Below are 13,079 nucleotides of genomic sequence, written 5' to 3'. Positions count from 1 at the left end.
CTTATCCATGAGACTCAAGCAAGAATGCCCTATAAACTATCAACTATTAACTAACACTAGTGTGTCAAAATCTCCACACCTGTCTCGGTCATTACGAGGGTGTGTTCCCACTGTGCTGATGGTTTCTCATCGCCAGAGATTACCTCCCATCCGTATGGATCGTCAGCATCGATGAACACCTTGTAGGTTCCCATGTTGATCATTGGCTCAATGGTGAACACCATGCCCGGAACGAGCAGCATGCCGGTACCGCGATGACCATAGTGGAGCACCTCAGGTTCCTCATGGAACTGGCAACCTACACCGTGACCGCAAAGATCGCGAACCACACCATAGCCATACTTCTTGCAATGCTTCTCGATGGCGTGACCGATGTCACCCACAAAGCTGTAAGGCTTTGCAGCCTCCATACCAATCTCCAGGCACTCCTTGGCCACGCGAACCAGCTGCTCCTTCTCAGGAGTAGTCTTGCCGCCCACGATAAACATACGGCTGGCGTCGGCGTAGTAGCCATCTACGATGGTAGTCATATCTACGTTGATGATATCGCCCTCCTGGAGCACATCCTCCTTCTTAGGAATACCATGGCAAACCACCTCGTTGATAGAGGTGCATACGCTCTTAGGATAACCTTCGTAGTTGAGGCAGGCAGGAATGGCGTTATTATCCTTGCAATACTGCATGCAGAGGTCGTCAATTTCCTGGGTGTTCAAACCCGGACGGATGATCTCGGCAACGGCGTCGAGACAGCCCGTATTAACGACACCACTCTTGCGGATACCTTCTATCTGTTCTGGAGTCTTAATCAAGTCACGGGTAGGCACCAGCTTACCCTTATTTTCCCAATACATCACCTGCTTGTCGAGCTCTGTAAGAGGCTGACCAGGCAAGCAATGCCATCTTTTCTTCTTAACCATTATCTTATTATTTAATTATTGCGACTGCAAAAGTACATTATTTCTTGCAGAATGCAAAATAAAATGGCAATTATTTGCAGTTGGGCTGCAAATAATCACCATAAATCATTACTTGAAATCGTTACCTGAAATCAATATATCTGATTATTACTTCAGATAATCGTAGATTTTATCACACCAATCTTCTCCGTTCTTTGGGCAATAGGTGAAAAGACCTACTTCTGAAGCGGCACAGCAGTTGCGGGCACCATCATCAATGAAGAGGCACTCCTCCGGCAATGCCTTCTCTGCAGCTATTACATAACGGAAGAAATTCTCGTCGGGCTTCATGTATTTCACCTCATAGCTGCGGTACATCGCATCGAAGTAATCGCCGATGGGATGACCGTCGCCAGAGAACTCCTCGCTGTCGGTCCAGGCTGAAACGTATGGGTTGGTGTTGCTGAGCAGAACCACGCGATAGCCCTGCTTCTTCAGGTTCCTGATGGTCATCAGCTTGCGGGCAGGCACTTCCTTCATGTAGCCCAGCCAGCAATGCTGCAGTTCCTCGAAGCTCACCTCTCGACCTACCTTATCGCTCACCTTCTGGCGGTATTCCTCTTCAGAAAGCTTTCCTTCTTCCAGGTCGCCGTTCAATCCCGACTGCTTGTAGGGATCCATTTTATCGGCAAACTCCTTCATTCCTAACTCAACAAAGCGTTTGCCTGCCTCGTTCTCGTCGAGGGTGATTACGACGCCACCCATATCAAAAATTACGGTCTTGATCATATTATCCTTTTTACTAATACCTTTTTTATCCTATTTTAAAACAACTCTAATTTGTTCTTTCTGGCTTCCTCCAGCGAAGCAATCTTAGCCTGCCGCTCATGATATTCATTTCTCAGCCGCTCGTATCGCTCGTTGAGTTCTGCCACAAACTTAGGGCATTCAGCCTCGTTGAGGAAACGGGCACAGATACCAGCATTGAGCGAAGCATCCTTCACCCAGATAACCGGACCATCATACACCGGAGCAATCTTCAGTGCCACATGCAGTTCGCTCGTGGTTGCTCCACCCACCATGATAGGGATGCGAAGACCTGCCTTCTGCATCTCCTTGGCTGTATGAACCATCTCCTCGAGCGATGGGGTAATCAAGCCGCTCAGTCCTACGGCATCCACTTTCTCCTTTATCGCCTTCTTTACGATTTGCTCGGCAGGAACCATCACGCCCAGGTCGATGATATCGTAGTTGTTGCACGACATCACCACACAGACGATGTTCTTGCCGATGTCATGAACATCACCCTTCACGGTGGCCATCAGAATCTTTCCGGCAGTGGTGCTTCCACCCTGTTTCTCCGCCTCGATATGTGGCTGGAGGATGGAAACCGCTGCCTTCATCGTACGGGCGGTCTTCACCACCTGCGGCAGGAACATCTCTCCCCTTCCGAAGAGTTCGCCCACTAGGTTCATACCATCCATTAGCGGACCTTCGATGACGTTCACGGCATGCGGATATTTCTGCAATGCCTCGTCGATATCCGGTTGCAGAAACTCGGTGATTCCCTTCTGCAGGGCATATTTCAATCTTTCTTCTACAGGCTGTTTTCTCCACTCAGGCGCAGCTGGTTTCGGAGCCGGAGCACCACCCGCCTTGGCTGCAGCCTTAGCCGCATCCGCCTTTGCCTTGATTTCGGCAGCCAGTTCGATGAGGTCATCGGCAGCTCCCTTTCTGCGGTTGAGCACTACATCCTCTATGAGTTCCAACTGATCCTTAGGAATCTTGTTGTAATCCATTCTCGCCTTGGCATTCACGATACCGAAGTCCATACCCACCTTCTGGGCATGATGCAGGAAGACGCAGTGGATGGCCTCACGGATATAGGTGTTGCCGCGGAACGAGAACGAGAGGTTGCTGACACCTCCGCTGACATGCGCTCCCGGCAGATTCCTGTGAATCCATTCAGTGGCACGGATGAACTCCACGGCATAGTTGTCGTGTTCTTCCATACCTGTGGCAATGGCGAGCACGTTAGGGTCGAAGATGATGTCGAGGGGATTCATGCCCAGTTTATCCACCAGCAGGCGATAGGCACGCTCGGCTATCTCGATGCGGCGCTCGTAGGTGGTAGCCTGTCCCACCTCGTCGAAGCACATCACCACCACGGCTGCACCATATCGCATCACATCGCGTGCATGCGAGAGGAACACCTCTTCGCCCTCCTTCAGGGAGATGGAGTTCACGATGCACTTGCCCTGACAGCATTTCAGTCCGGCAAGGATGACTTCCCATTTCGAGGAGTCGATCATCACAGGCACCTTGGCTATCTCCGGCTCAGCCGCTATCATGTTGAGGAAGTTCACCATCTCGGCCTTGGCATCGAGCAGTCCGTCGTCCATGTTTACATCCACCACGGCAGCACCATCTGCCACCTGCTTGCGGGCAATGCCGATGGCTTCCTCGTAACCTTTTTCATTTATCAAGCGCAGAAACTTCCTGCTACCAGCCACGTTGCAGCGTTCGCCCACATTCACGAAGCGGCTGGCATCTACTGGCAGATGAACGGAATCATCCACCTGCAACAAGTCCAAGCCCGAGAGCCACATGTACTTAGGCTTCTCTACCACCTGATGAGGCTTCTTGCCCTCGGCACTTCGGGCGTAATGAGCGATGAACTCAGGACTGGTTCCACAGCAGCCGCCAATGATGTTGACAATGCCTTCGTCGATGAACTCGGCAATCTGTGGAGCCATCGATTCTGCGGTTTCATCATACTGCCCCATCTCGTTAGGCAGTCCGGCATTAGGATGCGCACTAATATAATAAGGTGCAACCTTTGCCAGATGCTCGATGAACGGTTTCATCTGAGGCGCTCCGAAGGCACAGTTCATGCCCACGGAGAAGATTGGATAAGGAGAGAGCGACGCCAGGAAGGCATCTACGGTCTGACCGCTGAGGGATCTTCCCGCCAGGTCGCTCACCGTAAGACTGATCATGATAGGCAGCTCCACCCCGTGCTTCTTCATCATGGTGATGGCAGCATCAATCATCGCCTTGCAGTTGAGCGTATCGAAGATGGTTTCGATGAGGATGACATCCGCTCCGCCTTCGATGAGACCATCCACCTGTTCGCAGACATCGGCGAAAAGTTCATCGTAGGTAATTTCCCGGGCGGCAGGATTGCTGACGTCCGGACTCATGGAGCAAGTCTTATTGGTAGGTCCCACATCTCCAGCAACGAAGCGTGGCTTGTCGGGTGTTGAGAACTTGTCGCATTCGATGCGCGCCAATCGTGCACCCTCGAAAGCCATCTCGCGGGCGCAATCCTCCAGGTGATAATCTGCCTGCGAGATACGCTGGCACGAGAAGGTGTTCGCCGTGATGATGTCGGCACCCGCCTCCAGATAGCGTCTGTAAATATCCGAGATGACATCAGGGCGAGTGATGTTGAGCATATCGTTATTGCCCTTCATCATGCCCGGCACGTCGCGGAATCGCTCACCACGGAAGTCATCCTCCGTTAAATTGTATTTCTGAATCTCTGTACCCATGGCACCGTCGAGAATCAGAATCTTCTCCTTAGCAATCTCTCTTATATTCTTCATAGTCTAAAAGTGCTTGATAGCCCTATCCATCTCCCTTCTGTCTTCCTTCTCCTTCAGGGTCTGACGCTTGTCATACTCCTTCTTACCCTTGCAGAGGGCAATGTCCACCTTGGCACGTCCCTTGTCGTCGATGAAGACGAGTATAGGAACGATGGTGAAGCCCGGCTGCTTGCTGTCTTCTTCCAGACGGCGCAGTTCACGCTTGGTGAGCAGCAGCTTGCGGTCGCGGCGTGCTTCGTGGTTGCCGAAGGAACCGTAGAAATAAGGAGAGATGTTCATACCCTTCACCCAGAGTTCGCCCTGGTAGAAGTCGCAGTAGCAATCCACCAGCGACGCCTTGCCGCCGCGGATGGATTTAATCTCAGTACCCGTGAGCACGATGCCCGCGGTGTAAGTGTCAACGAAGAAGTATTCGAACGAAGCCTTCTTGTTGCGTATCTGTATCGGACTCTTCTTGCGGAGTTCCTGGTCTTTCTTGTTCATATATATAATAATGTATTATAAGTTTATAGTTTAAAGTTTATAGTTTATAGAGCATTCCTGCCATACGGCGAAGCCGCTATTAACTATCAACTATTAACTTTTGACGATTTCGCAGAAATTGTCAATATGCTCGTCGATGTAGAAAGCCACCATTCCGGTCCACTGTTCCTCGTTCTCCACGAACACATCGTCGAAGTCATCAAACTCCGGCAACTTCTCGTAGAGTGCCATGAACTCCTCGTCGCTCATGTCGCCCTCAATTTCCTCGTGATGGGTCTTGTAGAGGAAGTGGCTCTTCTTGATCAATTTCGAAAGGTCCACCAGTCCCCAGTTTCTGAACGCCTTATCTGTAGGGTTCTTCCAGATGAAGGCACCATATCCGTTATGGATAAGCTGAATCATTCCGCCGTCCATCATCTCCTCGTGCAGGGTGTCCCATGCCAGGAGCGTAATCTGGTCGCTGTTCAACTCTGCCATGTTCTCGGCAGTAAGCTCTCCACCAATCGCCTCACGGATGGCGTCCACGAAGGCCTTCACAAACTCGTCCATGCCTGCCTCGGCAGCCTGCTGAAGCACGGCATCCTTTATCTTCACTTCGATCATAATCTACAAAATTGCTATTTTCAGTTTGCAAAGATACATGAAATTGTGCATAAACCCAAGAAAAAATCTAAATATTAGGTTAAAGAGTTAAAAAGAATACTCATTTTTGGGTATTTTACAGATTTTTTTTGTACTTTTGTGGTCGGAATTGAGGTTGTAAGACCAATGTTTCAGCAAAACAATATGAATTAAGCAGAAGAATTTATACTTATATATATTCATTAATATAAAATTTAGCGAATATGATTTATTCTAAAGAAGTAGACAACATGTGCGTTGTCGCTAAGGGTCCTAACCACGGACCAGCTCCAATTCCTGAAGAGGGAAAATGGATTCAGGCAAAAGAGATTAAGGATATCTCTGGTTATACTCACGGTGTGGGTTGGTGTGCTCCTCAGCAGGGTGCTTGTAAGCTCTCTTTGAACATCAAGGAAGGCGTTATTCAGGAGGCTCTCGTTGAGACTATCGGTTGTACTGGTATGACTCACTCAGCTGCTATGGCTTCTGAGATTCTTCCAGGTAAGACTATCCTTGAGGCTTTGAACACTGACCTCGTTTGCGATGCTATCAATACAGCAATGCGCGAGCTCTTCCTCCAGATCGTTTACGGTCGTAGCCAGAGCGCTTTCTCTGAGGGCGGTCTTGTTATCGGTGCAGGTCTTGAGGACTTGGGTAAGGGTCTTCGTTCACAGACTGGTACTCTCTATGGTACTGTAGCTAAGGGTACACGTTACCTCGAGTTGACAGAGGGTTACATCACAAAGCAGTTCTTGGATAAGGACAGCCAGGTTTGTGGTTACGAGTATGTTCACCTCGGCAAGATGATGGAGGCTATCAAGAACGGTATGGACGCTAACGAGGCTGTCAAGAAGTTCACTGGTAGCTACGGTCGTACAACTGCTGAGCAGGGTGTTGTTAAAGCTATTGATCCACGTAAAGAATAATAAGGAGATACAGATATGATTAGAAAAGTAAGTTACGAAAGTCAGGAACGTCGCGAGAAGCAGGTTCTTGCTGCTCTTAATGCTAACGGTATCAAGAGCTTGGAAGAGGCTAATCAAATCTGCGAGGACGCAGGTGTTGACCCTTATCAGATGTGTGAAGATACTCAGCGTATCTGCTTCGAGAACGCTAAGTGGGCGTATGTAGCTGGTGCTGCTATCGCTATCAAGAAAGGTGCTAAGACTGCTGCTGATGCAGCTGAGGCTATCGGTATCGGTTTGCAGGCTTTCTGCATCCCTGGTTCTGTAGCTGACGACCGTAAGGTTGGTCTCGGTCACGGTAACTTGGCTGCTCGTTTGCTCCGTGAGGAGACTCAGTGCTTCGCTTTCTTGGCTGGTCACGAGTCTTTCGCTGCTGCTGAGGGTGCTATCAAGATTGCTGAGATGGCTAACAAGGTTCGTAAGAACCCATTGCGCGTTATCTTGAACGGTCTTGGTAAGGATGCTGCTCAGATCATCAGCCGCATCAACGGTTTCACATACGTTCAGACAAAGTTCGACTACTACACAGGTGAGTTGAAGGTTGTTAACCGCATCGCTTACAGCGACGGTCCACGTGCTAAGGTTAACTGCTACGGTGCTGACGACGTTCGCGAGGGTGTTGCTATCAACTGGAGCGAGGATGTAGATGTATCTATCACTGGTAACTCTACAAACCCTACACGTTTCCAGCACCCAGTAGCTGGTACATACAAGAAGGAGCGTATTGCTGCTGGTAAGCCATACTTCTCAGTAGCTTCTGGTGGTGGTACAGGTCGTACATTGCACCCAGATAACATGGCTGCTGGTCCTGCTTCTTACGGTATGACTGATACAATGGGTCGTATGCACTCAGACGCTCAGTTCGCAGGTTCTTCTTCAGTTCCTGCTCACGTAGAGATGATGGGCTTCCTCGGTATGGGTAACAACCCGATGGTAGGTGCTACTGTTGCTATTGCCGTAGCTATCGACCTCGCTATCAACAAGAAGTAATTTCTTTGAGATAACAAAATATAAAGCCTTGGGATTCAATTTGAATTCCAAGGCTTTTTTCATATAGCTTCTTTTTTATTTCTAAAAAGATTTCTTCCGGCAAATGATATTTCTAAAGAGATTTCTTATATTTTTCCCGAAATCCTCTTCAATAAGAAATAGAGATTCGCCTGAAGACGGAAGAGGCGCCAGCAGATTCCTTCGGGAAGCAAAGAACTTCTGCAGGGTAGAAAACCCAACTTGTTCTTATTTTCCGGAAATATCATCCTGAAATCGATTGATTTCCAGGTATTGCGGATGATATGAAGTCCTTCTCTCCTATCTGCATCCGCCAACTCATGCGCATGCTGCCAATAAAAGAGGTAAATGCCTACCACATTCTTCCAGCGTTCGTTCTCGTAAACTTTCAGCAGATGAGAAGAAACCTTCAACCTGCGCAACTCTGCCATCATAGTGGCGTTCGCCTTCAGATAATCGAAACGGCGAGATGAAATCTGATGAGTTACAGAAGCAGCATGCTGGCGATAGAAATACGCTCCGCCACATGACACCACCTTGCGCGAAGCAAGATAGTGAAGACGGGTGGTATTATCATCGCTGTATGAGCGGGACGAATCATCGTAAGGATATTGCAGATGGATGGATGTCTTCACAGCATAAACACCATGAATCTTCCAGGTTAGACTCAGTTCAAAAGCCTGTTCGCCCGATAAGGCAACCGGTTGACCATCAACTGAAGCTGCCGCCTCCTTATCCTTCTTCTCCTTCTTCTCAAAAGCCGGCATCGGATACTCCTCTATCCTATCCTCAGAATAATAATATCTGCATCTGAAAAGAACACTATCTATTGTTTCATCCTGCTCAAAGGCTGAAACAATCTGCTGCAGGGCATCTTTTCCCAACCAGTCATCACTATCCAGAAAACAGGTATATGTTCCCTGGGCTCGCATTAATCCCTGGTTGCGGGCAAATGCCTGACCATGATTCTCGGCAAGAGAAATTACTTCGATGCGGGAATCTCCATGTGCATAAGATTCCAAAACCTTCAGAGAATCATCGGTAGATGCATCATCCACACAAATCACCTGAAAGTCGCCCATGGTCTGATCCAATAAGGAATCCAGACACTGAGGCAAATACTCGGCAGTATTGTAAACCGCCATTAAGATTGAAACCTTAACCATATCATCTACAAATCTTAAATCTCTGCTATGATTTTATTACTTTTTCTTCAATTTGCTCTTTACCTTGAGCACTAGACTATTCCAGAGCTTGGTCTTGGAATGCAGAACCTTCAGAGAGAAGGCAAGACTGACCAGACAAGCCAAGCCGCCGATACCCCAGCTCATTACCGGATTTTCAAGGCAAGATGCCCAATAGGTGAAAATGCCAAGAAGCATCTGAACTGCGAAGTAAACTAATACCTGGCGGGATGGGCGATAATGATAGCGGTAACGCATGAAGCACAGTACTACCACGAGATTGATGATGCCGAGTAAAAACAGGGCAATACCCGTACCCTCAAGAGACCAGAGACTGAAACCTAGAATAACCAGGGCAATGAGCAGAACATCGTACAGCGCCTCCAGGAAGAGATAGGATCTTGAATCGCCTTTCGAAAGCGTAATGTATTCTATCGGAAGGGTGATGGCACGGAAATACATCGCCATCAGCGCTATCTTCATCATTCCTACCACAGGCAGGAACTTGGCACTGAAAAGCACATGAAGAATCAGGGGACTCGCTAGAATAAAGACGGAAAGCAACGGAGAAACCAGCAGTAATGAAACCTCTATCTGCCTGTTTACCACAGAATTAAGTTCTGAGCCTGTGCCTTCAATAGCCGAAAGACGAGGAAAATAATCTGTCTCCATCGCCTGGAAAACCATTCCGGCATAAGTCATGGTCATCATAAATCCCGTATTGTAAAAGCCCACCATATCCAGTCCGCTGGTGTAGCTCAGATAGGAACGTACGGCAAACTCAGCCCCACTACCCAGGATTCCTGCCAGGATGAAGGCAACGCCCAAGCGAACCATGCCGAGACCCTCGCCCAGAAGCGACTTGATGCGCGAAAACGACATGGCGAAGAAGGCTGGAAAGAGGCGGAACGAATAGCAGCACGCTAGCACCATCTGCAACAGAGCCACCAAGGCAATGGAAGGCACGATGGCCGATTCGCCCCAGATATAGAACAGCGGAATGGAGGTAATCAGTGCTCCTATCACACCATACACTGAAATCACAGCCAGCGATTTCAGACGACGGGTTCCTTTGAGAATAGCCAATTCGCCTCCGGTTATCGCCATCATGGCAACCACCGGAGAAAGCAGGACAAAATGATGTGTATGATCGCCCCAGGAAAAGGTAAAGCGGTTGAGAAATGGACTGAAGATAACGCAGACCAGCATACCGAAGAGCGCCGTGAGAAAACTCCACAGTCGTACCAGACTTACGATGTGGTTGAGTCTTTCCTCATCCCCATGTTCGTAAGCCTCCGATACCTCGCGCACAGCACTCATGCTAAGCCCCAGGTTAGTAGAATCAGACACCAGTTTGATGCTGGAATTGAAAAGAGAAATCAATCCCATACCTTCAGGACCGAGTATGATGGCCACCAGTTTGTTGCGCACCACGCTCATGAGGATATTCAATCCCTGCACTCCTCCGAAGATGCCTGTATATTTTAGAATATGTGAATAACTATCGTCTTTCTTTTCTTTTATCATATATTAAGAACGCAATCGTTTCCGTTTTATTGCTTGAAAGTGAAGAATAAGGGAAAATATTGAGAGAAAAAGAAGAGGGAGAAATATTAGAAGAAAAGGAGAAAGGAAGGAGAAAAAAAGAGGAGAAAAAAACAGAAAAAAAGGCCAGATTTCCTATTTGGAAAATCCGACCTTTATGTCTTAAAATCTCCGAAGAAGATTTCTGTAGAAGATTAAGCCTCAGCTGGAGCCTCCTCTGTAGCCTCTGTCTCAGCAGCAGCCTCTGCAGCAGCAGCGGCAGCAGCAGCCTTCTTCTCAGCTACCTTCTTAGCGATTGCCTCGTTCATCTTCTTCTCAGCCTCGAGCTCCTTAGCAGCAGCTTCCTTCTTAGCCTTAGCGTCGCCCTCGCGAACAGCAGAAGCCTTAGCGTCCTTGCCATTCTTCCAAGCGTCGAAACGCTTCTGAGCCTCAGCATCGTCGAATGCGCCCTTCTTAACGCCACCCTTGAGGTGCTTCATCAAGTAAACGCCCTCGCCCTTGAGGATGTTGCGAACTGTGTCTGTTGGCTGTGCACCTGTCTCTACCCAGTAGAGTGCGCGCTCGAAATTCAAATCTACAGTAGCTGGATTGGTGTTTGGATTGAATGTACCAATCTTCTCAGTAAATTTACCATCACGTGGTGCTCTAACGTCAGCGATAACGATGCTATAGAAAGCATAGCTTTTACGACCGCCGCGCTGCAATCTGATCTTTGTTGCCATTTTTTTAAATCTTAATTTTAATTTAATTTATTAATGAGGTTTGAATTTTATGCTGCCATCTCGTGACAGCGGCTGCAAAGGTACGAAGTTTTATCCGTACCAACAAATATCTTGCTTATTTTTAAGCTTTTTTATCTGATTCGGTCGGCTGCTCTTACCAGCTTCTCGTCGTCACTCACGCCCTTGCGTGCCATCAGCACGAGAATGAGGGCTACGAGTGGAAGGCAGGCAGCAAACTGGAAGTTCGTGGCGCCCTCTACCTCAGGAATCGGAATGATGCTGAATACCATCAGAAGATAGTCAACATACCAGAGTCCTGTAAACAGGGAGGCGATGGAACACAGGTTCATCTGCAGCTTGCGGTTCTTGAAGAGGAATACCGTAGCCAGCGAAATCACTGCCGATACGGCGAGCAGAAGAAACAATGGCAGGCAGGTGGATGAAACACTGATGCCACTGTCGCCATTCACTACGCCCAGGTTGTAAACCAGACTGTCTGCCCCCATGCCAGAAGCGCTTACACTGGCGATGGGAAGAAACAGACAAACTGCATAGGCAATGACAGCCAGAATCAAGAACAAGCTCTGTTTACGCTGTATCATAACTTACCTGATTTTAGCGTATTAGAAAGCAGGCTCCTCCTGGTTGTGAACAGGCATGCTAGGATCACGCCAGTAGATGCTCTTCTCGATGAACTCCTCTGTAGCAATCAAAGTTGGCTTTGGCAACTTCTCATAGAAACGAGAGATTTCAATCTGCTCACGGTTCTCGAATACCTCCTCCAATGAGTCGTTGTAAGAAGCGAACTCAGCGAGTTTCTTGCTCAAGTCCTGCTTAATCTCCAGCGAAATCTGGTTAGCTCGCTTGGCGATGATGGCAACACTCTTGTAAATGTTATGCGTATCATCACAGAGGTCCATGATGTTACGGGTAACTGTGTTAACTGGTGCTTTTGATTTCTTGTAATCCATAATTTATAGTACTATATATTTTTTAACCTTGTTTCCCACCTTATTATATATAGGTGGTATTTACCTTCATTAATTCTGTCCTGCCAGTTTTTCGAGGGTATCTTCCGGATGAGCCTTCTCGAATTCCTTGCATTTCTCGATGTATTTCTCGGCAGTGGCACGTTCCTTTGAATCCGGATACTCGTTGATGAAGCCGTAGCACTCATCCTCTGCATCCTGGTAACGCTCCAGCTGCTTGCTCTCCACACTCATCTTGGCAAGCTCGTACTTGCTCTTCATGATGAGGGTAGCAAACTCCTCGCGCTTGTTGCTGTAAGGATAATCCTTCAGGGCGTTCTGCGCCGTAACGATGCACGCCTCGTAGTTGTTGCCGCCCTCGGTGCAGTTGCCAAAGTAGGTTCCCATACCGAAGTAGAGGCTGGCACTCTTGTACTCCTTCTCTACCAGCAGATCCTGCAAGGCATAGAGGCGCTCGGTAGCCTGAGCCTTGAAGCGGGCATCAGGGAAGAGGTCGAGATACTCCTGGAATGCAGAGATGGCCGTATAGGTGGTACTCTGGTCGAGACGTGGCTCCGGAGCATTCTGGAAGAGGCTCTCGCCCACGAAGTACTTCGCGTTCTCAGCATACAGTCCCTTAGGATAAGAAGAATAATACTTCTTGAAATACTCAGAGGCTGTTTCGTAGTCCTTCAAACCATATTCAGCCATCGCCAGCATATAGAGACACTCCTCGCCCTCGGTAGAACCCTTCTTCATGGTCACTACATCCTGCAGGAGAGGAATAGCACGAGAGTACTTGCCCTGAGCAAAACATTGCTTGGCATACTCGTACTTATACGATGGTGTTGCTGCCTTGTACACCTGGTTATATTCGTTCGCACAACCCGTCATGAGAAGTGCTGCGCAAGCTGCAATTATTACTGATTTCTTCATATTTTTCTAATTGTGCATGCAAAGTTACGGATAATTAGCTAATTATCAAAAGAAAAAATACATTTTTTCGCAAATAATTAATCTTTATAACGATTAATGCCGTTTTTTTTGTATTTTTGCACCTTGAAACAGAACTTTTCTGC

Annotated in this window: 13 protein-coding genes; 2 read left to right on the top strand and 11 right to left on the bottom strand. The window is 48.2% G+C overall.

The genetic code is table 11. The features are described 5' to 3' along the window. Window positions 1-56 precede the first annotated feature (56 nt). The 5 genes from map to KUA49_RS09720 form a co-directional block, all read right to left on the bottom strand. Window positions 57-920: a type I methionyl aminopeptidase gene (gene map, locus KUA49_RS09740; protein ID WP_218411517.1), complete on the bottom strand. Its 864-nt coding sequence runs from the start codon at window positions 918-920 to the stop codon at window positions 57-59. A gap of 144 nt (window positions 921-1,064) precedes the next feature. Continuing rightward, window positions 1,065-1,685, bottom strand: a complete 621-nt coding sequence (locus KUA49_RS09735) for an HAD family hydrolase (RefSeq protein ID WP_218411477.1) — start codon at window positions 1,683-1,685, stop codon at window positions 1,065-1,067. Window positions 1,686-1,720: 35 nt separating this feature from the next. Continuing rightward, the gene (metH, locus tag KUA49_RS09730; protein ID WP_218411478.1) at window positions 1,721-4,504 is read right to left on the bottom strand and encodes a methionine synthase; all 2,784 of its coding nucleotides are present in this window, start codon (window positions 4,502-4,504) and stop codon (window positions 1,721-1,723) included. Between the two features lie 3 nt (window positions 4,505-4,507). Beyond that, the gene (gene smpB / locus KUA49_RS09725; protein WP_203038382.1) at window positions 4,508-4,987 is read right to left on the bottom strand and encodes an SsrA-binding protein SmpB; all 480 of its coding nucleotides are present in this window, start codon (window positions 4,985-4,987) and stop codon (window positions 4,508-4,510) included. 93 nt (window positions 4,988-5,080) lie between these two features. Next, window positions 5,081-5,590: a DMP19 family protein gene (locus tag KUA49_RS09720; RefSeq protein ID WP_218411479.1), complete on the bottom strand. Its 510-nt coding sequence runs from the start codon at window positions 5,588-5,590 to the stop codon at window positions 5,081-5,083. Window positions 5,591-5,832: 242 nt separating this feature from the next. Between KUA49_RS09720 and KUA49_RS09715 the strand changes: the two genes are divergently transcribed. Further along, window positions 5,833-6,534: an iron-sulfur cluster assembly scaffold protein gene (locus KUA49_RS09715; RefSeq protein WP_006849036.1), complete on the top strand. Its 702-nt coding sequence runs from the start codon at window positions 5,833-5,835 to the stop codon at window positions 6,532-6,534. A 15-nt stretch (window positions 6,535-6,549) separates the two neighbouring features. Next, window positions 6,550-7,563 (top strand): GGGtGRT protein, encoded by a 1,014-nt coding sequence (locus tag KUA49_RS09710; protein WP_118080037.1) that lies wholly within the window; start codon window positions 6,550-6,552, stop codon window positions 7,561-7,563. Between the two features lie 125 nt (window positions 7,564-7,688). Here KUA49_RS09710 and KUA49_RS09705 read toward each other — a convergent pair whose 3' ends face one another. The 6 genes from KUA49_RS09705 to KUA49_RS09680 all read right to left on the bottom strand — a co-directional run bounded on the left by KUA49_RS09705 (window position 7,689) and on the right by KUA49_RS09680 (window position 12,936). After that, complete coding sequence (locus KUA49_RS09705) at window positions 7,689-8,747, bottom strand: glycosyltransferase family 2 protein (RefSeq protein WP_218411480.1); 1,059 nt, start codon at window positions 8,745-8,747, stop codon at window positions 7,689-7,691. A gap of 36 nt (window positions 8,748-8,783) precedes the next feature. Next, on the bottom strand, window positions 8,784-10,292 hold the full coding sequence (locus KUA49_RS09700; RefSeq protein WP_218411481.1) for an oligosaccharide flippase family protein: 1,509 nt from the start codon (window positions 10,290-10,292) through the stop codon (window positions 8,784-8,786). A 212-nt stretch (window positions 10,293-10,504) separates the two neighbouring features. Next, window positions 10,505-11,032, bottom strand: coding sequence for a 30S ribosomal protein S16 (locus KUA49_RS09695; protein ID WP_203038378.1), 528 nt, complete (start codon window positions 11,030-11,032; stop codon window positions 10,505-10,507). Window positions 11,033-11,163: 131 nt separating this feature from the next. Then, window positions 11,164-11,634, bottom strand: coding sequence for a DUF4293 domain-containing protein (locus KUA49_RS09690; RefSeq protein WP_218411482.1), 471 nt, complete (start codon window positions 11,632-11,634; stop codon window positions 11,164-11,166). Between the two features lie 21 nt (window positions 11,635-11,655). Then, window positions 11,656-12,003, bottom strand: a complete 348-nt coding sequence (locus tag KUA49_RS09685; RefSeq protein WP_203038376.1) for a DNA-directed RNA polymerase subunit omega — start codon at window positions 12,001-12,003, stop codon at window positions 11,656-11,658. Between the two features lie 69 nt (window positions 12,004-12,072). Further along, the gene (locus KUA49_RS09680; protein WP_217764839.1) at window positions 12,073-12,936 is read right to left on the bottom strand and encodes an outer membrane protein assembly factor BamD; all 864 of its coding nucleotides are present in this window, start codon (window positions 12,934-12,936) and stop codon (window positions 12,073-12,075) included. Window positions 12,937-13,079 lie beyond the last annotated feature (143 nt).

This window comes from Segatella copri (genome assembly GCF_019249655.2).
GTDB lineage: Bacteria > Bacteroidota > Bacteroidia > Bacteroidales > Bacteroidaceae > Prevotella.
The sequence above is the reverse complement of the archived record's forward strand: the minus strand, read 5'-3'. Positions and strand labels throughout refer to the sequence as shown.